At 67.6% G+C, this 19,666-nt stretch carries 18 protein-coding genes; 11 read left to right on the forward strand and 7 right to left on the reverse strand.

Annotated elements, in window-relative coordinates:
• The first annotated feature begins 58 nt into the window (after window positions 1-58).
• The 6 genes from MCHLDSM_RS26580 to MCHLDSM_RS26605 all read left to right on the forward strand — a co-directional run bounded on the left by MCHLDSM_RS26580 (window position 59) and on the right by MCHLDSM_RS26605 (window position 7,274).
• The gene (locus MCHLDSM_RS26580; protein WP_048472694.1) at window positions 59-670 is read left to right on the forward strand and encodes a hypothetical protein; all 612 of its coding nucleotides are present in this window, start codon (window positions 59-61) and stop codon (window positions 668-670) included.
• Window positions 667-1,356, forward strand: a complete 690-nt coding sequence (locus tag MCHLDSM_RS26585) for an ABC transporter ATP-binding protein (protein WP_048472695.1) — start codon at window positions 667-669, stop codon at window positions 1,354-1,356. The genes MCHLDSM_RS26580 and MCHLDSM_RS26585 overlap by 4 nt, the downstream gene beginning before the upstream one ends.
• Window positions 1,353-2,072 carry an ABC transporter ATP-binding protein gene (locus MCHLDSM_RS26590; protein WP_082169081.1) on the forward strand — a complete coding sequence of 240 codons (720 nt, stop codon included), beginning with the start codon at window positions 1,353-1,355 and terminating at the stop codon, window positions 2,070-2,072. The genes MCHLDSM_RS26585 and MCHLDSM_RS26590 overlap by 4 nt, the downstream gene beginning before the upstream one ends.
• Window positions 2,069-4,726, forward strand: coding sequence for an ABC transporter permease (locus MCHLDSM_RS40155; RefSeq protein WP_048472696.1), 2,658 nt, complete (start codon window positions 2,069-2,071; stop codon window positions 4,724-4,726). Before MCHLDSM_RS26590 ends, MCHLDSM_RS40155 begins: the two co-directional genes overlap by 4 nt.
• 94 nt (window positions 4,727-4,820) lie before the next feature.
• Window positions 4,821-5,519, forward strand: a complete 699-nt coding sequence (locus MCHLDSM_RS26600; protein ID WP_109788959.1) for a phosphatase PAP2 family protein — start codon at window positions 4,821-4,823, stop codon at window positions 5,517-5,519.
• Window positions 5,520-5,882: 363 nt separating this feature from the next.
• The gene (locus MCHLDSM_RS26605) at window positions 5,883-7,274 is read left to right on the forward strand and encodes a sensor histidine kinase (RefSeq protein WP_048472697.1); all 1,392 of its coding nucleotides are present in this window, start codon (window positions 5,883-5,885) and stop codon (window positions 7,272-7,274) included.
• Here the strand turns inward: MCHLDSM_RS26605 and MCHLDSM_RS26610 are convergent.
• Window positions 7,247-7,924, reverse strand: a complete 678-nt coding sequence (locus MCHLDSM_RS26610; RefSeq protein WP_048472698.1) for a response regulator transcription factor — start codon at window positions 7,922-7,924, stop codon at window positions 7,247-7,249. The genes MCHLDSM_RS26605 and MCHLDSM_RS26610 overlap by 28 nt on opposite strands.
• Before the next feature lie 705 nt (window positions 7,925-8,629).
• Here MCHLDSM_RS26610 and MCHLDSM_RS26615 point away from each other — a divergent pair.
• The 3 genes from MCHLDSM_RS26615 to MCHLDSM_RS26625 all read left to right on the forward strand — a co-directional run bounded on the left by MCHLDSM_RS26615 (window position 8,630) and on the right by MCHLDSM_RS26625 (window position 11,423).
• Window positions 8,630-9,445: a COG4705 family protein gene (locus MCHLDSM_RS26615; protein WP_048472699.1), complete on the forward strand. Its 816-nt coding sequence runs from the start codon at window positions 8,630-8,632 to the stop codon at window positions 9,443-9,445.
• Window positions 9,446-10,274: 829 nt separating this feature from the next.
• The gene (locus MCHLDSM_RS26620) at window positions 10,275-10,628 is read left to right on the forward strand and encodes a hypothetical protein (RefSeq protein WP_234714197.1); all 354 of its coding nucleotides are present in this window, start codon (window positions 10,275-10,277) and stop codon (window positions 10,626-10,628) included.
• A 132-nt stretch (window positions 10,629-10,760) separates the two neighbouring features.
• Window positions 10,761-11,423, forward strand: a complete 663-nt coding sequence (locus tag MCHLDSM_RS26625) for a GNAT family N-acetyltransferase (RefSeq protein ID WP_048472701.1) — start codon at window positions 10,761-10,763, stop codon at window positions 11,421-11,423.
• 8 nt (window positions 11,424-11,431) lie between these two features.
• On the opposite strand, the gene MCHLDSM_RS26630 is transcribed toward MCHLDSM_RS26625, so the two are convergent.
• The 3 genes from MCHLDSM_RS26630 to MCHLDSM_RS26640 are packed head-to-tail and all read right to left on the reverse strand — an operon-like array spanning window position 11,432 to window position 13,874.
• Window positions 11,432-12,694, reverse strand: coding sequence for an MFS transporter (locus MCHLDSM_RS26630; RefSeq protein ID WP_048472702.1), 1,263 nt, complete (start codon window positions 12,692-12,694; stop codon window positions 11,432-11,434).
• 10 nt (window positions 12,695-12,704) lie between these two features.
• Entirely contained in the window at window positions 12,705-13,313 is a 609-nt protein-coding gene (locus MCHLDSM_RS26635) for a phosphatase PAP2 family protein (RefSeq protein WP_048472703.1), read from the reverse strand.
• A gap of 9 nt (window positions 13,314-13,322) precedes the next feature.
• A complete protein-coding gene (locus MCHLDSM_RS26640) occupies window positions 13,323-13,874 on the reverse strand; it encodes a Chromate resistance protein ChrB (protein WP_048472704.1) in 552 nt (183 codons plus the stop codon).
• Window positions 13,875-13,995: 121 nt separating this feature from the next.
• On the opposite strand from MCHLDSM_RS26640, the gene MCHLDSM_RS26645 reads away from it, so the two are divergent.
• Window positions 13,996-16,089 (forward strand): heavy metal translocating P-type ATPase, encoded by a 2,094-nt coding sequence (locus MCHLDSM_RS26645; RefSeq protein WP_048472705.1) that lies wholly within the window; start codon window positions 13,996-13,998, stop codon window positions 16,087-16,089.
• Between the two features lie 2 nt (window positions 16,090-16,091).
• Here MCHLDSM_RS26645 and MCHLDSM_RS26650 read toward each other — a convergent pair whose 3' ends face one another.
• Window positions 16,092-16,784, reverse strand: a complete 693-nt coding sequence (locus MCHLDSM_RS26650) for a hypothetical protein (RefSeq protein ID WP_234714198.1) — start codon at window positions 16,782-16,784, stop codon at window positions 16,092-16,094.
• Window positions 16,785-16,980: 196 nt separating this feature from the next.
• Between MCHLDSM_RS26650 and MCHLDSM_RS26655 the strand changes: the two genes are divergently transcribed.
• On the forward strand, window positions 16,981-17,253 hold the full coding sequence (locus MCHLDSM_RS26655) for an SHOCT domain-containing protein (protein WP_048472707.1): 273 nt from the start codon (window positions 16,981-16,983) through the stop codon (window positions 17,251-17,253).
• Between the two features lie 12 nt (window positions 17,254-17,265).
• Here the strand turns inward: MCHLDSM_RS26655 and MCHLDSM_RS26660 are convergent, their stop codons facing one another.
• Together MCHLDSM_RS26660 and MCHLDSM_RS26665 are read right to left on the reverse strand one after the other, a co-directional pair.
• The gene (locus MCHLDSM_RS26660) at window positions 17,266-18,522 is read right to left on the reverse strand and encodes an MgtC/SapB family protein (protein WP_048472708.1); all 1,257 of its coding nucleotides are present in this window, start codon (window positions 18,520-18,522) and stop codon (window positions 17,266-17,268) included.
• A 12-nt stretch (window positions 18,523-18,534) separates the two neighbouring features.
• Window positions 18,535-19,662, reverse strand: coding sequence for an LLM class flavin-dependent oxidoreductase (locus tag MCHLDSM_RS26665; protein WP_053083091.1), 1,128 nt, complete (start codon window positions 19,660-19,662; stop codon window positions 18,535-18,537).
• Between the last annotated feature and the right edge of the window lie 4 nt (window positions 19,663-19,666).

A 19,666-nucleotide genomic window follows, 5' to 3' on the forward strand; every position in this document is an offset into this window, starting at 1 on the left:
CGATATCTCAGCAGAGCAGTCGTGGCACCCCATCCAGTCGAATTGCGAGGAAGAGCTCATGCCAGTCATCAGACCCCTACTGCTGGCGGTGGTCGGCGGCGTCGCGGTCGTCGCCGTGGCCGCGGGATGCGCCGGCGGTAATCCGTCCGCCGGTCCGGCCGCGCCATCGGCCGGCGCCGCAGCGTCGGTGACCGAATCCAACCCGCCTGGTGACATTCCGGACAATCAGGCCTTCGTGACTTTCACCGCCGCCGACGGGTCCTACTCGTTGAAACATCCCGAGGGCTGGGCGCGCACCGGTTCTGGAACCACAGTGACGTTCAGCGACAAATACAACAGCATCACCGTGGTTCCGCACGACGGCTTCTATCAACCCACCGAAGCGTATGCGCGCACCGTCGAAATTCCCGAGATTGCCTCCCGTGCAATGGGTTTCGCAGATGGAACGGTGACGACGGTGCAACGACCGGCGGGTTCAGTCATACAGGTCACCTATCAGGCCGATTCCGCGCCGAGCCCGGTCACCGGTAAATCGGTGCGCCAGGACGTCTCGCGCTACGAGTACGCCCGCAACGGGCGAGGGGTGGCGGTGACCCTGGCCGCGCCGGCCGGATCGGACACCGTGGACCCGTGGCGCACCGTCACCGACTCATTCACGTGGCTGCGATGAGCACACCGACCATGCCGGCCGTGGCGATGCCGGTGGTCCAGGCCGCCGCGCTGTACCGGTTCTTCAGAGCCGGGGAGGAGGAGACGCAGGCATTGCGCGGGGTGTCGCTGATCCTGCGCCCGGGCGAGCTGGTCGCCGTGGTCGGCCCGTCGGGCTCGGGCAAGTCCACATTGCTTGCCTGCTTGGCGGGCCTGGACGAACCCGACGGCGGCACAGTCTGGCTGAGCGGTCAGCGTCTCAGTCATCAGCCCGAACGATCGCGTTCCCGGCTGCGTTCCCGACATGTGGGCGTGCTGTACCAGGATCGGAATCTGTTGTTGCCGTTCACCGTCGAGCAGAATGTCGTGCTGGCGCAGCGGCTGTCCGGCGGATCCGGCCGAACACATGCCGCGGTGCTGCTGGCCTCCCTCGGTATTGCCGAGCGCGCCGACGCCTACCCCGAGGAGTTATCTGGTGGCGAGTTGGCCCGCGCCGGGCTGGCCGTCGCCCTGGCCAACGACCCCGAGGTTGTGCTGGCCGACGAACCCACCGGCGAATTGGACACCGCCACCGAATCCGACGTGCTGGCCATTCTGCAGGCACGGGCGAAGGCCGGGGCGGCGATTCTGATCGCCAGCCATAGCCCTGCCGTGGCCACCCGCGCTGACCGCGTGATCACGCTGGTCGACGGCCAGGTGCTGCCATGACCAGCCTCGGACGCACCACTATCGGCGTGACCTCAGAGCGTGGCGAGGATGCCGTGGTGCGCACCGAGCGGCTGACCCGCTGTTTCGGTACTGGCGCGGGCACGGTAGTGGCCGTCCGCGGTGTCACCGTATCCGTGACCTCGGGTGACCGCATCGCGCTGACCGGCCCGTCGGGATCGGGTAAGTCGACGCTGTTGCACCTGCTGGCCGGTCTGGTCACCCCCACCTCCGGCAGCGTGTGCTGGCCCGACGCGGACCCGGACGCGGCCCCTGTCGCGGCTGGACTGGTCTTCCAGGGCCGCAGCTTGGTGCCCAACCTCAATGTCACCGAGAACGTCCGCCTACCACTGCTGTTTGCCGGATGCCGCGAAGCAGACGCAACCAACCGCGCCCACGCGGCGTTGAGCCGGCTGGGGATCTGCGCCCTGGCTACCGCGATGCCTGACACCCTGTCCGGCGGTCAGGCTCAGCGCGTCGGCATTGCACGCGTCCTGGCCGCGGCGCCGCGGCTGATCCTGGCCGATGAACCCACCGGTCAACTCGACCACGCCGCCGCCGCCCTGGTGATCGACGTTCTGCTGGGTGCCGCCGATGATCTCGGCTCGGCACTGATCGTGTCCACCCACGACCCGGTAGTGGCCCGCCGATTGCCCATGGAATGGGCGATGCGCGACGGCCGGCTGCGCAGGACCAGCCTCGACGGGCAGCGGCGATGATCCGGGTGTGGTTGACCGGCCTGCTGCGCCGTCAACGCGCACGGCTGCTGGGCGCAGCCGTCGGCGTCGCGGTCGCCGTCGCGCTGATCGCCACCCTCGGATCGTTTCTGGCGACCTCGCAAGCCACGATGACCGAACGGGCGGTGCGCAGCGTCGCGGTGGACTGGCAAGTTCAACTCAACCCCGGCGCCGACACGATCGCCGCCTCCAGGCTGATCACCGCGGTCCCCGGTGTGGCCGCCGTCGCACCGGTCGGGTTCGCCCACACCAACGGGTTGTCGGCCATTGTCGGGGGCAGCTCCCAGACCACCGGCCCGGGCATGGTGCTGGGTATCCCAGCCACCTACCGACAGCTGTTCCCGCAGCAGTTCCGCACCCTCACCGGTGCGGACAGCGGGGTGTTGCTGGCCCAGCAGACCGCGGCCAACCTGCACGCCGCTCCCGGCGACATGATCAGCATAGGCCGCGACGGATTGCCTCCGGTCGCGGTGCGGGTCGCCGGAATAGTCGAACTGCCGCAGGCGAATTCGTTGTTTCAAACCGTCGGCGCCCCGCCCACCGCGCAACCAGCCGCACCGCCGGACAACGTTGTGTTGCTGCCAGAGCGGGAGTGGCACAACGTGTTCGACGCGATGGCCGTAAACCGCCCGGACCTGATCTCCACCCAAGTCCATTTGCGACGCGACCATCGCCTACCGCCCGATCCGGCCGTCGCCTACTCCGCGGTGCGCGGCGCGGCGCACAATCTGGAAGCCCGCAGCGCCGGCGCGGTGCTGGTCGGTGACAACCTGGGTGCCGCGTTAGACGCCGCCCGCGGGGACGCCGCCTACGCCCGAGTCCTGTTCTTGTTCCTGGGGCTGCCCGGCGCGGTTTTGGCCGCCCTGCTCACCTCCACCGTCACCGCAGCCGGCGCCGGCCGCCGCCGCGCCGAGCAGGCGCTGCTGCGGGTACGGGGGGCAACCGCACGCCAACTCCTCGTGTTGGCCACTGCCGAGGCGGCGATCATCGGCGCCGCCGGGGCGCTGGCTGGTGTGCTCGGCGCGGCGGTCGTCAACACGCTGGCGTTCGGATCACCCCGATTCGGGACGACGACCACCGCCGCGTTGGGCTGGCCGGCGGCCGCCGCTGCGACAGGGATGGCGGTGGCAGCCGCGACGGTGCTGCTGCCGGTGTGGCGCGAACTGCGCGGCCGCACCGTGGCCGACGCGCGACGGCGTCACGGTTCATCCAGCCTGCCGACCTGGGCGCGCCTCGGCGTCGACGGCCTCATCCTGGCCGGCGCTGTGCTGGTGTTCTACGCCACCACCGGCAGCGGGTATCAGCTGGTGTTGGCGCCGGAAGGAGTGCCCGCAATCTCGGTGTCCTACTGGGCATTCGCCGGGCCCGCGCTGTTGTGGATCGGTGCCGGGCTGCTGACCTGGCGACTGGCCGACCTGCTGCTCGGGCGCGGCCACCGCCTGATCGCCGTCGTGCTGCGACCGTTCACCGCCGAGCTTGCGGGCACTGTCGGGGCGGGTCTGTCCCGCGCGCGGCGCCCCTTGGTTCGCGGAATCGTCCTGCTCACCTTGGCGGTGGCGTTCGCCGCTTCCACCGCCACGTTCAACGCCACCTACCGCCAGCAGGCCGAAGTCGACGCGCAGCTGACCAACGGCGCCGACGTCACCGTCACCACCACCACGCCACTTCCCGCCGAGGTCACCGCGCGGTTCGCTGCCATTCCCGGCGTGCGCGCCGTCGAACCCATGGCCCACCGGTTCGCCTATATCGGTGCCGACCTGCAAGACCTCTACGCGGTACACCCGGCCTCGTTCACACGCGCCACGGCCCTGCAGAACGGCTACTTCCCGCAATCGGATGCGGCCACCCGGATGAGCGCCCTGACCCACGCCCCGGACTCGATCCTGCTGTCCGCCGAAACGGTGCACGACTTCCAACTCCAACCCGGCGACCCGGTCACGCTGCGCCTCGTCGACGCCTCCACCAAGCAGCCCCGCCCGATCTCCTTCCATTACGCCGGGGTGGTCACCGAGTTCCCCACTGCCCCCAAAGACAGCTTCCTGGTCGCCAACGCCGACTACCTCGCCACCCAGACCGGCGCCGCCACCCCCAACGTGTACCTGATCGACACGGGTGGCCGCGACACCGCGGCCGTTGCTGCCCGTGTCCGGGCGGTGGTGGGCGCCGGCGCGACCGTCACCGACATCGCCTCGGTACGCGCCCAGGTCGGATCCAGCCTGACCGCGGTGGACCTGAGCGGCCTGACCCGCATCGAACTGTCCTTCGCGCTGGTACTCGCCATCGGCGCGGGCGCGCTCGTGCTCGGCCTCGGGCTGGCCGATCGCCGCCGCAGCTATGCCTTGATGGTCGCGCTGGGCGCGCGAAGCCGCCACCTGCGCGCACTGGTGTTCAGTGAAACCAGCGTCCTGACCGCCGCCGGAATCCTCGCTGGCGGCGTCACCGGATCCGTTCTCTCACTGATGCTGGTCAAGGTGCTGCGTGGAGTATTCGACCCGCCACCGGACACCGTCGCGGTTCCGTGGCTTTACCTGAGTGCAACCGCTGCCGTGACCACAGGCGCACTGGGCGCAGTCGCTGCCGTCGCCGTCGTGCTGTTCACGCGGCGCCCCGCGCAGACGCTGATCCGCGACCAGTGAGCGACGCAGCCCAGCCCCTTCACGTCCGCGAGAGCGGATCCGTTGACCTGGCCGTTCAGCGGATCCTCAGCGGCCAACGGTGACGCTGGCACCCATGACGATTCCCGCCGTCCGCCACCGGTCCGCCGGCGCCGCGATACTCGCGGGGGTATTGCTCACGCTGTTCGCCGTGCTGAGTCTGCTGGCCCATCAGGTGCGGTCCGGCACCGGTTTCGACCATGCCGTTCTCGATGCGATGCTCACCCACCGCAACCCCATGTTGACGACGTGGACGCTGGCGATCACCACCGTTTTCAGTCCGGTGGGCACCGCAGTGCTCGCGGTGGTGGCGGCCAGTCTGGTCTGGCTTCGGCTCGGGTCGCTACGCCCGCCACTGGTGGTGCTGGCCACCGTGGCCGGCGCGGGGGCGGTCAGCACTCTGACCAAGATCGTCGTCGGCGCTCACCGCCCGCCCGCCGGCGTACAGCTGATCAGCGAGACCGACCACTCGTTCCCGTCGGGCCATGTCACCGCGACCGTGTCCCTGTTCGGTGTGCTGGCCGTCGTCGCGGGCCACCACTGGGGGCCTGCGACTCGTGCAGCGTGGGCTGCGGTGACCGCGGTGACCGCGGGTGCGGTGGGGTTCACCCGCTTGTATCTGGGAGTGCACTGGGCCATTGACGTCCTGGGCGGCTTGGTGCTCGGTGCGGCAGCGACGATGCTCGCGCATCTCGCGTACCGGCGGATGATGGAACCGCGCGGCGCGGGCGGATCGTCCTCGACGGAGGATGCCATCGCCACGGGCGTCTCCTGAGTAGCGTCAAAAAATGCGGCTTCGCTGCTCTCGCCGCGGCGGTCTCGCTGATGCCGATCGACCCCTGCTCCCGATGGGTGCGCTGCTGTTGGTTAGGGGTCTGCAATGGGTGCGCAAGGCGACCCTGCGCGATGGCGAGCTGAGCGCTGTTACGGGCGGGGCACCATTGACGGGCATCGTGGTCCCAGGTCAGTGCACCCTGGGCGTTTCGCGTCCTCGACGAACGGCGAACAATGAGATGACGACGTCGACGCCCCAGCGGGTGTCGCGACGATGGGCATCCCACCCGGACCGAGCCCGACTGTGAGGAGACAGCGCCCGATGCATTCGACTGCCACCGCGCGACCGCACCAGACCCGGGCGATGAGTCGGCTCTCCCGGCGCTCGGTGCGGACCCGCTCCACTGCGGCAGCTGCGGTGGTGGTGACAATCGGGATCGTTGTCGCGTCGGCCGTGATGCTGACGGTCCTCTACTACACGTTGCAGGGATCGGCGCAAACCGCGGCGCAAGCCCGAGCCGCAGAACTTGTCGAGCAGTTGCGCACCGACCGGGCGACCGAACTCGACCCTGGAGTCTTGAGCACCGACGGGCAGATCGGCGTCATCCAGATCCTCGATGAACGGGGGACGGTGCGGCTGGCATCCGCCGGGGCACCCAAGGCGCCGCTGGTAGAGATGATGGTGCCGGCCGGGCAGACCGTGAACGTCGGGCGCGTCCAGTTGCCCGTCGAGCGTGGCGACTACTGGGTGACTGCGCGCGGTGCAGTGACTCCGGCAGGACCAGTCACCGTGCTGGTCGGCGGAAACCGCGAACCCGTCGAATCGATCGTGGCCACCGTCGCGCTGCTGCTGGCGGTCAGCGGTCCCCTCGTCGTGGCACTGGTGGCCTGGGCCACGTATCTGCTGGTAGGACGGGCGCTGGACCCGGTGGAACGCATCCGCGCCCGGGTCGACGCCATCTCCACCGCGCAGCTCGACGACCGCATCCCGGTTCCCCCCACCGGCGACGAGATCGCCCACCTCGCGCAGACCATGAACCGGATGCTGGGCCGGCTCCAAGCCGGGCACGCCGCTCAGCGCCAGTTCATCTCCGACGTCTCCCACGAACTTCGCAGCCCGCTCGCGGCGATCAGCACCGCGCTGGAGTTGGCCCACAACCGCCCCGACATGCTGGACACGGAGTTGCTGGAGGAGTCTCTCATCCCCGAGGCCGCGCGTATGCGCGTCCTGGTCGACGACCTGCTGCTGCTGGCACGCGCTGATGAGCACCAATTACAGGCGGGCACTGAGAATGTCGACCTCGACGACATCCTCGCCGCAGAAACCGCACGCCTACACGGCAATCCCCGATTGAGCGTGATAACACGAATCACCGCGGCCCGCGTCACCGGGGACCGCGGACAGATTGCTCGTATGGTGCGCAACCTCGTTGACAACGCCGCCCGACACGCTCACAACATCGTCGAACTTGCCTGTGAACGCGTCGACGGCAACGCCGTCATCCACATCGGCGACGACGGACCGGGAATCCCTGCCAATCAACGGGAGCGGGTGTTCGAACGGTTTGTGCGCCTGGATGCTGCTCGCACCCGCGACGCCGGCGGCAGCGGACTCGGGTTGGCCATCGTCGCCGAGATCGTTGCAGCCCACCACGGCGCGATCAGCATCGGTGAACGAGTCGGCGGCGGTGCGTGCATCACCGTAACTCTGGCCGCCGACACCGACAGTTATGTTGCCGCCGGAGACATCCGGTAGCCCACGCCGCGCACAGTGTGAATCGTCTGCGTACCGAACGGTACATCGACCTTTCGACGCAGATAACCGACGTAGACCTCGACAATGTTGTCGTCGCCCTCGTAGTTCACATCCCACACCGACTGCAGGATCTCCTGCTTGGTCACCACCGTGCCCGCGTGGCGCATCAAGAACTCCAGCACCCCGTACTCGCGCCCCGTCAACTGCACCTCGACCCCGGCGCGGGTCACCTGGTGACGGGCCGGATCCAACTCCAGATCATCGATCCGCAGCATCGGCGGACGCGCCGGCGCGCCGCGGCGCAAAAGTGCCCGCAACCGGGCAATCAGCACCACGAACGAGAACGGTTTGATCAAGTAGTCATCGGCACCCAGATCGAACGCATCGGCCAAGTCGTACTCGCCGTCCTTGGCCGACAACATCAACACCGGAGTCCACACCTGGGCCTTGCGCAAGTCGCGGACGATCTCATAACCGCTCATTGACGGCAACATGATGTCGAGCACTAGGACATCGAAACCACCGCCGATCGCCTCGTCGAACCCGACACGCCCGTCACTGGTCACCTCCACCACGAAACCTTCCGCCACCAAGCCGCGGCGGATCAGTTCGGCGAGTCGCGGTTCATCCTCGACGAGCAGAATGCGCATAACACCCTCCACCTGGTCCTCGGACCGTTCGTCCAGTACATCAGACCGCGCTCCCGACGGGCCGCGTCTCGCCGTGCCAACGCCCACAACACCCAGCGCATCCCACGTCCGGCAGCCTGGCGCCGACCAGGCGGACAGCGGGGCCTCACGTGGTTGTGGCCGGCGTGGGTTCGCGCTCAACACACCAGGTCTACGATGATCGTTGCGTCCAGCTGCATCGAATACTGAACGCCGTGAACCTCCTTGCCCTTCCCCAGGGAATCGACCCACCGACGCTGCGCCGAGGTCACACACGGTCGGGAGTCCCTACCCGACGTTCGGGCCACGATGCCTTCGCAGCCTTGGGGCTCGAGCTGGTGGATGACCCGTCCGTGCAGTGAGACTCGCCGGGTGGCGCGATCGCCCGAGCTGCCAGATTGTGCACGCTGATGGCGATGGCGACCCAGTGCTTCATGAGTTCTCTCGTTTTCTCGTCATCGAGCAGGTGCCATGAGAGTGCGCCGACGGCGCTGAGACGATGCTGAGCCGGAATGAACGCAGACTTAGCCTCACTCAGCCGGTTCTCAGCAGTCGCCACTAACGCTGTGCGAGGTGAGCGCACAAGCGAAAGAACCGCGACCGCAGCAAGACTCAGAGGAAGAGTCGAGACCCACGCCGAGGACCGACCTGCCCGCACACCCATCCCCAGACTCCGGGCGCTGGGTAATGCGCAAGCTCCCTCACATCACCGTGCTGTTCTGGTCAATGAAAATCGCCGCCACTACCCTGGGCGAGACGGGCGGCGACCTGCTGGCGCAGACCCTGCGCACCGGGTACCTCGTAAGCACCGTTGTGTTCCTGGCAGCCCTCCTCATCGCGGCGGTCTGCCAGCTCAGAGCCGGGCGCTTCCACCCGGCCATCTTCTGGATCGTGATCGCGCTGTCGTCGACTGCCGGCACCACCCTGTCGGATCTGATGAACCGCACTGGCGGCATCGGCTACCCCGGTGGGGCAGCCATACTCAGCACCGGACTGATCATTGTCTTCGTCATCTGGTGGCGCAGCGGACAAACCCTTGACGTCGAGAACGTCGCGTCCTTGCGCGGAGAGGTGCTTTTCTGGGTCGCCATCCTGTTCTCCAACAGCCTGGGCACCTCCAGTGGCGACTTCCTCGCCGACAGCCTCGGACTCGGCTTCCGCGACAGCGCGACGCTTCTCGCCGCCATCATGCTGGTGTTGCTGGCAGCCCACCGGTTCACCAGCGCCAACGCCACGGTTCTGTTCTGGATCGCCTTCGTGCTCACGCGGCCACTCGGCGCCACCATCGGCGACTTCTTGAGCAAGCCCCGCGATCACGGGGGCCTTCAATGGGGCACCGTGTGGACGTCAGCGGCTCTGCTGGCGACGCTGATTGGATTGATCGCCTACCAGATCGTCGATCTGCGGCGCCATCACCTCAGCCTGCTGCCCCTGCCCGTGAACCGACGCACCGGTGCCCCTCAGGAACCGAACGGCGACCTCGTGACCATCGGACATCGATGAGCAAGAAGCGGGCAGGTCGAATGGGGCTGCACGCAACGTCCATCCGTGTGTCCATCATCTGGTGGGCCGCCTCTTGGTCGAGGACGTTAGAGGGATGAAATCTCCGTGGCGCTTGCAATCAACCGGCTCCATGCGCCTTCGCCGAGACGCCCAGAACCGCACCCATTGTTGGGGACCTCCCGTTTACAGATTCGCGGACTGATCCCTCCGCGCGCGTCCAACGAGGTTCGGCTGTGATTGGCAATACGTGCGTTCCGCGCTTGGATGCAGTCGGAAGCTTGATCAGGCCGCCGCCCGGCAGTGTTGATATGTGTTGGCGGTCGAGTCCACTTCGCCCGTTCCTACCACCGCCGCGGATCCGATACTTGGGAACAGATTTGGGGACAAGACTCTGCGAAACTCCCCGGAATCGGTGGGATCCGGTGTATCCCCTCGGATACTGCAAGTCGGCTGACCTGCGCGAATGTGACGCAGAGCACACGCGAAAACGCAAGATTCGTGTCTCATAACCCAGAGGTCGCAGGTTCGAATCCTGTCCCCGCTACTAAATGAATCGGCCCCCGGAGGACACTCCGGGGGCCGTTTTCATGCTGTTCGCCAGCATGCCCCACAGGATCCGGTGGATCCTTGTATGGCGAGCCTTGCCCGGCACGCTCGTCGGCCGGCAGGGAATGGCGGGCGTCGTAGACTTGCCGGCGATGATCGTCTCGAGACGCAGATCGTCGTTTGTTGGTGCACGCCCGCAACGCCACAACCGACTGCACGGTCGACGACCGACCAAAGCCCCGATATGACCCTGTCTCCTCCGCCACGTACCGAGGTCTACCTGGTGGAGAACCGCTTCACCCCGTTTTCAACGAGAGCCGCGCTCGAACTCAGCGAGGACAGTTTGCGCTGCACGGTCAAGGAGTACTCGAAGTGGGTCGAGAAGGCCTTGGGAGTTTCAGATCTCAACTCTCGGCTTCGAGCAGGCGAACCGGTTGTGGCGTTCGATTTCCGGCGTGATCAGCTGAAGATCAAGTGGCTCTGGCGATTTCTGAGGGCGGGGTTTTCCGTCAGTGATGGCGGCTCGAGCCGTTGGCTGGTGTCCCTCGTCTATCCCACTGGACTCCTGGCCTTGGTGGAAGTGGTCGATGGCTGGGACGTCCACAACGAATGGCGGCGGGCTCTGGCTCCGACCTGACCCGCGGGTCTCACCGGCGTCGATGGTCCGGCAGAAAGATGTGCGCGATGTAGACCACTTCTCCCGGAAACCAAGAGATTCGGCTCTCGCTGAACGCCACACAGTGCACCGGACGCGCCTACGCTCAGAGCCATGACCGACCATGACAAAGTTGCGGCACGCCGCGAGATCGCCGACGCGTTGTTGACCGCGCTCGACCGCCGTCACGAACTCCTGGACGCCATCGTCGAAGCCGAAGATCGTCCGGCCGCGGTAGCCGCGATATCGCAGCTTCTCGGGGCATCGCAACGCGCGGGCGAAGCCGTCATCGGCATGTCCTTCGAACAGCTCACTCGAGAATCACGACGCAAGATCAAGGCCGAACTCGACGATCTGAACAGTCAGCTGACGTTCACCCTCAACGAGCGCCCGGCCTCGTCGGGCGACACGCTGCAGTTGAGACTCTTCGCGTCGCATGTCGACCGCGACATCTTCGCCGCACGCACCGCAGACGTCGGCGCCGCCGGCGACGGTTCCGGTGAGCCGGCCGGAGACCTCGACAACGAGATCGGCTCGGCACAGGGTCGTGTCAGCGCCGAGGAGGCGGCCTGGTTCGTGGTCCTCGAGGGCGACGACAAGGTCGGCATGGTTTTCGGCGAACTGTCCGGCGGCGAAGTCAACGTTCGTGTCTGGATCCATCCGGAGAAACGGGGGCGTGGGTACGGCACCGCGGCGCTGCGCAAGTCACGCTCCGAGATGGCGTCGTACTTCCCCGCCGTGCCGATGGTGGTGCGCGCACCCGGTGCCGGCGCCTGACGGGTGTCTCAACCGGCCGGGACCGCCGGGTGCAGACGACGCAGGACGGTCGCCAAGCCGACCAGTGATACCGCGTTGGCCGCCACGATCACCGCGATGGCCAAGTGGGGGGAGACGTCGTACGCGGCGCCGAGAAGCGCGCCCGCGATGAGCAGCGCCAGCCCTCGCAGCAGTGCCAGCCAGCCGAACGCGATCGCCCGGGTTTCGGCCGGGACCAGCTCGGTGACAACGGCTTTGACCGTCGAGTCGAGCACACCGTTGACGATTCCCCAGACTGCGACACCGATCCACACCAGGGCCGGATTGTCGGTGAAGGCGACCGCAGAGCATGCGGCCGCCACGGGCACTGCCAGCAGGGTGAGGGGTCCGCGCCTGTCGTAGATGCGGCCCATCACCAACCCGGCCGCGCCGTCGACCGCCATCGCGACCGCGAACAGGATGGGCACCTGTGCGTCCGTGAGAAGTCCGGTGCGTTGGGCGTGATAGGCCAGCAGGGGAAAGGCGGCGACGCCGCAGGACAGCACGCCGATGGTGATCACGTAGTGCCAGAAGCGGGCAGGGAGCCCTCGCGCGATCCCGCCGCGTCGCGCCGTGGCGGCCGCGGGAGATGGAGACGAAGCCGCGGAGTCCGACTCGTAGCTGCGCGGGTCCGGGACGCGGAATCGTAGCCAGCCGAGCAGGATCAGCACCAGCACGCCGGGGATGATGAGCACGCCGAACGCGAGCCGGTAGTCGCCGGCGTGCGCACTGAGGACCGCTGCCAGCAGCAGGGGGCCGGCGATGGCGCCGGTCTGGTCGAGTGCCTGGTGGACGCCGAAAGCGCTGCCGCGCCCGGTGTTCGTGGACGCGTGCGAGAGCAGCGTGTCTTTGGCGGGTGAGCGCACCGCCTTGCCGAGTCGCTCGGTGCCGTAGAGCAGCAGAGCAGGCACCAGGGCGCCGCTGACACCGATCAACGGCACGCTCAGCACGGTCAGGGCGTAGCCGGTGATGGTCCACGCCCAGTAGTGCTGGGTGCGGGCAATGGCATAACCGGAGACGACGCGTAACGCGTACCCGATGAATTCGCCTGCGCCGGCGACCAATCCGACGAGTGCGGCCGACGCTCCGAGCGTCGCGAGGTAGGGCCCGATGATGCTGCGCGCGCCTTCGTACACCATGTCGGCGAGCAGACTCACCATGCCGAAGAGCAGAACGAAATGCCACGGTGTGAGTCCCCGGGCGGACGTCGGGCCCGGCGCGGCCGCTGCCGGGCCTTCCGGTGCGGCGTTCATCGGACTTTCCTCACGTCCGAGATTCCTCGGCAATCGACGGTGCGCCCGGGCTGAGCACTATGCGCAGTGGACTGCGGTCGGCACGTGTGAGCAACCACCGCAACAGCGGTCGAACCAGCAGGTACCCGGCCAGACTGATCGCAGCCCCGAGTAGCAGTCCGGCAACGACGTCCTGGGGGTAGTGCGCGCCGACGTAGACGCGCGACGCTGCCATCGCCACTGCGGCGATGGCGCTGAGTACGCCCAACTGCCGGTGGACCAGCCAGAGCGCGGCGGTGATCGCGCCTGCCATGACGGCGTGATCGCTGGGGAATCCCGCGTCGCTGCTGCAGTGCAGCACCACGATGTCGTGAAGTGCTCGGCACGGTCGCGTTTCGTCGACAGCAGACGCGATGGGCTGGTTGATGGCGAGTGCGCAGAGCATGCCCAGCGGTGCCCACGCCGCGGCGACCATGCGACCGCGGTCGTCGTCCTGACGCGCTGTCCACCATCCCCACAGCAGGAGACCCGCGAAGAGGAGGACGCCGTAGCCGGCATATCCGGACACGACGGGATGCAGCCACGGTGTGTCCCGTGCGAAGTCGTTGACGGCGTAGAAGATTCGCGTGTCGAGATTCATGGCGCCACTTCACATCTGGTGCAGGGCCGCGAAGACCCGTTCGGTGTAATCGGCGAGGCGATCGGCGCACGCCTTGAGCCGTTGTTCGGCCTCGACGGCGGACGGGGCGACGAACACGTCGCGAACCATGATGTCGCGGTGCCATCGCCGCAACCGATCCAGGCTCTGCTCTTCTTCCTCGAGTTCGGCGACGGTGAACTTGGCCGAGGCGATCTCCTTGTCGATCTCCGCGTCGAACTTCGCGCAGTCGGCGAGGAACTCGTTCCACTCTTCGCTGCGTTCGGCGGTGAACAGGGACTCCAGGCGCGCGCCGTCCGACTCGTGACGTCCCGCGGCGTCGAGGACCATCACCTCGCCCTCCCCGCGCTCAGCCAACTCGATGACCCGCGCCACACCGTCGGCGAACACCGGGACATTCGGCACCGTCCACACTCCCTGGCCGACCTGGAGTGCGCCGACCCGGCGCAGCTCCCGCCATACGGCGACCCGGTGCCGAGACGGCTCGGCCGGCACTTTCACGATGAGCACCAACCAGCGCGTCGTCGATTCGTCGTTCGCCATCGGTTGAATGTAACACCGGTTACATAGTCATACGTAGCGAGCGAAGGTCGGCGAGTGCGAAGTCATGCTTGACCTATACCCCCTGGGGGTATATGGTCAGCTCTGACAAGGAGAGCGCGTCATGACACACCCACACGATCACCACGGCCCCGCCGTAGCGACACCTCCCGCCGATGAACACGCCGGCCACGACACACACGGTGGACACGCCGGCCACGGCGGCCATGCGGGCCACGGCGATCATGTCGCTCAATTCCGAAAGTTGTTCTGGATCAACGTGGTCATCGCTATCCCTGTGGTCGTCTTCTCGACCATGTTCGCGATGCTGCTGGGTTATCAGGTCCCCGAGTTCCCTGGTGCCCGCTGGGTGGCGCCGCTGTTGGGCACCGTCATGTACGTCGTCGGCGGGCGCCCCTTCCTCACCGGGGCAGTCAGCGAGATACGTTCTCGCAAGCCGGGAATGATGCTCCTGATCGGGCTGGCGATCACCGTCGCGTTTCTGGCGTCCTGGGGCGCCAGCCTCGGCCTGCTCCATCACGAGCTGGAGTTCTGGTGGGAACTCGCGCTGCTGATCGTCATCATGCTGCTCGGGCACTGGGTCGAGATGCGCTCCCTGGCGCAGACGACGTCCGCGCTGGACTCGCTGGCCGCGCTGCTTCCCGACGAAGCAGAGAAGATCGAGGGCGACCACACGGTCACTGTGTCGCCGGCCGATCTGCGCCTCGGCGACGTCGTGATCGTCCGCCCCGGGGGCAGCGTCCCCGCCGACGGCAGGATCGTCGACGGCCGCGCCGCCATGGACGAATCGATGGTGACCGGCGAATCCCGCCCGGTCGCCCGCGCCGTCGGGGACGCCGTCACGGCGGGAACCGTGGCCACCGATTCGGGGTTGCGGATCGAGGTGACCGCGATCGGTGACGACACCACCCTGGCCGGCATCCAACGCTTGGTCGCCGAAGCGCAGAACTCCTCGTCACGCGCTCAACGCCTCGCAGACCGGGCTGCCGGCTGGCTGTTCTGGTTCGCGCTGATCACCGCGGCCGTCACCGCCGCGGTGTGGACGACGGTCGGGGATCCGGACAGTGCCGTGGTGCGGGCGATCACCGTGCTCGTCATCGCGTGCCCCCACGCGCTCGGTCTGGCGATTCCGCTGGTGGTTTCCATCGCCACCGAACGCGCGGCCCGGGGCGGCGTTCTGATCAAAGACCGGCTCGCCCTCGAGAGCATGCGCACCGTGAATGCCGTGCTGTTCGACAAGACCGGCACTTTGACCAAGGGCGAGCCGACGGTCACCGCGATCGACACCGTCGGCGACCTTTCCGGGGACGCCGTCCTCGCACTGGCCGCGGCAGCAGAAGCCGACAGCGAGCACCCTCTGGCGCGGGCCATCGTGCACGCTGCACAGGAACGCGGAATCCCCGTGGCGCGCGCGAGCGGGTTCACGTCGTCGCCGGCGGTCGGTGTCCGCGCGGTCGTCGACGGCCGCGAGATCCGGGTGGGCGGTCCGCGCCTGCTCGAGGAGGTCGGTGCCCGGGAAGTCGACGCCGCCACCGGGTGGCGCGACGAGGGCGCGATCATCCTCCACGTCGTCCGCGACGGCGCCGTGGTGGGCGGTCTGCGCCTGGCCGACGAGATCCGCCACGAATCCCGCGAAGCCGTCGATGCCTTGCACGAACTCGGCATCGAGGTGGTCATGATCACCGGTGACGCTGAAGCTGTCGCCGGCGCGGTGGCCCGCGAACTCGGCATCGACCGTGTCTTCGCCGGGGTGCGCCCGGACGACAAGGCGGCGAAAGTGGCTGCGCTGCAACAGGAAGGCAAGAAAGTCGCGATGGTCGGTGACGGCGTCAACGACGCGCCGGCACTGGCTCAGGCTGACGTCGGTATCGCGATCGGTGCCGGAACCGACGTCGCGATCGCCTCGGCGGGTGTCATCTTGGCGAGTTCCGATCCGCGCTCGGTGCTGTCGGTGATCGAGCTGTCGCGCGCCACCTATCGCAAGATGAAGCAGAACCTCTGGTGGGGAGCGGGATACAACCTGATCTCGGTGCCGCTGGCCGCCGGTGTGCTGGCCCCGATCGGCTTCGTCCTGCCGATGTCGGTCGGTGCGATTCTGATGTCACTGTCGACGGTGGTCGTCGCGCTCAACGCGCAGCTGCTGCGTCGGCTGGATCTGAGTCCGGAGGCCAGCACACGGGCCATCCTGCGCCGCTGACGTCAGCCGTGGTCGTGATCATCGTGGCCGTCGTGCGACGGCTGCGGCGGAGCGGCGGGGACAGCGACAGGTTCGGGTGAATCAACGACGCCCGCGGATTCCGCACTCGGCGGCTCGGGAGGGTGAGCGTGCTGCGCGTCGGCGTGCCCGCCGCTCGGCCCGTGATGACCCGACTCTGCCATCGAGGGCGCATGGTGGCCGTGCCGTAACCCCGAGACGACGCCGACCGTGGAAGCCAGCGTGACGACCGCGAAGGCGCCGAGAAGAATCAGCGCGTTCGCGTACCCGGGGATCAGCTCTCCCTGGTGGCGGCGGTACCACGCCCAGCCGGCGCCCATCACGACATAGATCTCCAACACCGCCGCACACAGGTCCGCAGCCTGGACCACTTCGGCCACCCCGGCATGTGGCCCGAACGGTGCTCCCTCGGTCCTGGTCAGCGCCCATAGCGCCACCACTCCGAGGTTGACCATGATCCCGGCGACCAGAACCGGTGTCGTCGCGCGGGTGATCACCGCGTATGCCCAGACCAGTTGGAAGAGTGCCACCGCGACGAAGAACAACCCAGCCGGAATCCATTCCTGCCAGTGCGTCGGGACGACGGCACAGTGAATGACCGCTGCACCCAGTGAAGCAAGCGCGGCGAGGCGGACGGCAAGCCCGCTGTCGGTCTTCGTCGCTGCCGTGGCTCTCACGGGTCCGATGGTGTCAGCTCTCTCCCGAACAACGGACTGTCCGACACCAGATCTCGTCCTGACCGAGATCGCTTCGTCATGCGCCGGCGCGAGCTGTTCAAGGGACCATCGGCTCTACCAGGGGATGCCTGTCGAGCGCACTCTGACAGGAGGCCATGACGTGTGCCGGACTTCGCGGCCGGAAAGGACTGTCGCGATGATGTACGGAGACGGATGGATGTGGGGGAGTGGCATGGGCTGGGGCGGCTGGGCTCTGATGTCCATCATGATGGTGTTGGTGTGGGCGCTGGTGATCGCCGGCATCGTGCTCGCAGTCCGGTACCTCGGTGGCCCTCGCCAGAGCGTCGGGCGATCCCATGGCTCTCCGCAGACGTCTGCGGAGGATCTCCTCGCAGAACGGTTCGCCAGGGGTGACATCGACGAGGAGGAGTACCGGCGCCGGGCGAGTCTGCTGCGCGAGCACCGTTGACCATTCTGACCTCTAGCGCATCGAGATGGTCGCCGTCAGTACGAGGCCGAAGACGATGGCGGGCGGTGCCATCCCGGCGATGAACCGAAATCCGAACCGCCGGCCGCCGGCCACGAAGGCCAGGATCGCCTTGACGAGCAGGTTCGATCCGAGCGCGGCCCCGATCGCGATGAGCGCGGTATCGGCGGTGACGTCGCCCCGGGCGGCGAGACTGGCCGCGGCGACCGCTCCGGCGTGGGCATCGGCGAGGCCCGCGGCGAACGCAGCAAGGATCGTGCCCTGGGGCCCGAGGACATCGCCTCCCCAACGGCCCAGGAGCAGTGCGAACGTCAGGACCGCGGCCAGGATGAGCGCAGGCCGCAGAGCGAACGGGCGGCCGGCGGGCACGCTGATCTCGTCGCTGCCGTCCGCGGTCCCGTCCCCCTGATCACGACCGGCCCCCCAGTAGAAGAACGCGGCGACACCGATGAGCACAACCGCTGCGGCCACCACCGGTAACCACAGTCGGCGCAGGACGTCGATGTCGATGAGGCCGATCACGATGAGCAGTTGGACGAGGGTGGCCAGGCTGGCCAAGAGCGCACTGGCCAACGGCGCCCGCATGCTGCCGGTGGTCCTGCCGAGCCGGCCCATCGACGCGGTGGTCGCGGTGGCCGAGATGAACCCGCCGGCCAGGCCCGTGATCAGCAGACCGCGCTCGGGACCGAGTGCGCGGACACCGATGTAGCCGAGCCAGCCGATACCGGTGAGCAGAACAACGAGAAGCCATAGTTTCGCCGGGTTCAGCACACCGTAGGGTCCGAGCGCCCGATCCGGAAGCAACGGCAGGATCACGAATGCCACCGCCAGGAACTTGATCGCGTCCTCCAACTCGACCTCGCTGACGATGTCGCGTGCGAACCGATGGATTCGCGTCTTCGACACGAGCAGACCCGCCACGATCACCGCGAGCGCCACAGACAGAGCGGGGCGGCTGTAGGCGAGTGCGCCGAGCACGTAGGCCGTCAGGGCCGCGAGCGCTGTGGTCGTTCCCGGATCGTCGCCGCTGGCGCGGAGATACGCGACGGTCATCAACGCGCTGACGCCGGCCAGCCCGATCGTCACGGCCCAGGGATCGATACTGGCCGCTACCGCACCGACCAACGCGAGCAGCGCGAACGAACGCGACCCGGCGGGAAGCTTGCGACTGTGGCTGCGTTCGCGTTCCAGGCCGAGGAGCAACCCGACAGCCAGCGCCACCAGGAACGGCTGAATCTCCTGCCAGGCCATCAACGCTCCTTGTCAACGCAGGGCACGTGCGATCCGACCGGTGGCCCACAGCCCGTACAGTGCCGCGCGCGGGGAGACGAGCCCCGAGACCGGCGCGAGGACCACATGGCGGAGGCCGGCCTCGCCGAAAGTTCGGAGTTTGGCGACGATCTGTTCCCGGCTGCCCCAGAGCAAGGGACCCTCGGTGACCACCGCCGCAGGCACAGCGGCGATGGCCTCGTCCATGGTCGCGCGGTCGTAGTCTCCCGGGATGAAATCGACCAGGGGATTGAAGTCGGCGCCGAACGGATGCACAGCGCCGGCGTGCTCCCACACCGCAGCGGGCGCCATGAGTGCCAGCGCCCGAACGACTTTCGTCTCGAGCATGGCTCGCGCTTCGCGCTCGGTGGCCGCGACCACCATGAACCGGTGCAGCGCCGGGGTGATCGAACCCGGGTCGCGCCCGGCATCGACGGCAGCAGCCCGCACCGCCGCCAGCTTGTCGGCGTACTCCGCCGGCGACGCCACCGTGGTCGGATACCATCCGTCTCCGTAGCGTCCGGTCAGCGCGAGCATCCGGGGTCCGTGGCCGGCGACCCATATCTCGGGGGTCCGGCCGGGAGCGGCCTCGAGATCCATCGGAGCATTGTCGAGTCGAAAATGGTGACCAGTGAACGTGATCGGTTCCCGACTCGTCAGACACAGCCGGATGATCTGAAGCGCCTCGTCCAGTCGGGTGACCGGCTCGGAGGAGTCGAGGCCGTAGGGGTCGAGGTTCATGCGTTCGCCCGCGCCGATCCCGAGAATCGGTGCCCGCCTCGTCAGATGAGACAGGGTCATCATGGCTTGGGCGATCAGAACAGGGTGGCGCCTGATCGCCTCGGTCACTCCGACCCCGAGACGCATGTGCCCGACCCGGGAGGCGAGGTGGCCGGACAGCACCTGAAAGTCGAAGAATTCGTGCGGCGTGGGCCGTCGCGCCGCCAACCAGGTCAGCTCGGGGGTCCACATACTGCTGGGAAAGACGTTCTGGAAGTGATCGATGACCATCACCGAATCCAGCTTCATCACACGCGCCGCGACGAGGAAGGCCCGCAGGGCACTCAGCGGTGGCTGCGTCCCGATCTGTAACCCCACCGCAATACCGGACCCTGACCTCATGGTT

It is taken from the genome of Mycolicibacterium chlorophenolicum (assembly GCF_001044235.1).
GTDB classification, from domain to species: Bacteria; Actinomycetota; Actinomycetes; order Mycobacteriales; family Mycobacteriaceae; genus Mycobacterium; species Mycobacterium chlorophenolicum.

Coding starts and splice junctions, on each gene's coding strand:
- MCHLDSM_RS26630 (WP_048472702.1), bottom strand. CDS start 12,694: ATGAACGCCGCACCGGAAGGCCCGGCAGCGGCCGCGCCGGGCCCGACG.
- MCHLDSM_RS26660 (WP_048472708.1), bottom strand. CDS start 18,522: ATGGCCTGGCAGGAGATTCAGCCGTTCCTGGTGGCGCTGGCTGTCGGG.
- MCHLDSM_RS26610 (WP_048472698.1), bottom strand. CDS start 7,924: ATGCGCATTCTGCTCGTCGAGGATGAACCGCGACTCGCCGAACTGATC.
- MCHLDSM_RS40155 (WP_048472696.1), top strand. CDS start 2,069: ATGATCCGGGTGTGGTTGACCGGCCTGCTGCGCCGTCAACGCGCACGG.
- MCHLDSM_RS26600 (WP_109788959.1), top strand. CDS start 4,821: ATGACGATTCCCGCCGTCCGCCACCGGTCCGCCGGCGCCGCGATACTC.
- MCHLDSM_RS26615 (WP_048472699.1), top strand. CDS start 8,630: ATGCGCAAGCTCCCTCACATCACCGTGCTGTTCTGGTCAATGAAAATC.
- MCHLDSM_RS26580 (WP_048472694.1), top strand. CDS start 59: ATGCCAGTCATCAGACCCCTACTGCTGGCGGTGGTCGGCGGCGTCGCG.
- MCHLDSM_RS26645 (WP_048472705.1), top strand. CDS start 13,996: ATGACACACCCACACGATCACCACGGCCCCGCCGTAGCGACACCTCCC.
- MCHLDSM_RS26590 (WP_082169081.1), top strand. CDS start 1,353: ATGACCAGCCTCGGACGCACCACTATCGGCGTGACCTCAGAGCGTGGC.
- MCHLDSM_RS26585 (WP_048472695.1), top strand. CDS start 667: ATGAGCACACCGACCATGCCGGCCGTGGCGATGCCGGTGGTCCAGGCC.
- MCHLDSM_RS26635 (WP_048472703.1), bottom strand. CDS start 13,313: ATGAATCTCGACACGCGAATCTTCTACGCCGTCAACGACTTCGCACGG.
- MCHLDSM_RS26640 (WP_048472704.1), bottom strand. CDS start 13,874: ATGGCGAACGACGAATCGACGACGCGCTGGTTGGTGCTCATCGTGAAA.
- MCHLDSM_RS26605 (WP_048472697.1), top strand. CDS start 5,883: ATGAGTCGGCTCTCCCGGCGCTCGGTGCGGACCCGCTCCACTGCGGCA.
- MCHLDSM_RS26655 (WP_048472707.1), top strand. CDS start 16,981: ATGATGTACGGAGACGGATGGATGTGGGGGAGTGGCATGGGCTGGGGC.
- MCHLDSM_RS26625 (WP_048472701.1), top strand. CDS start 10,761: ATGACCGACCATGACAAAGTTGCGGCACGCCGCGAGATCGCCGACGCG.
- MCHLDSM_RS26665 (WP_053083091.1), bottom strand. CDS start 19,662: ATGAGGTCAGGGTCCGGTATTGCGGTGGGGTTACAGATCGGGACGCAG.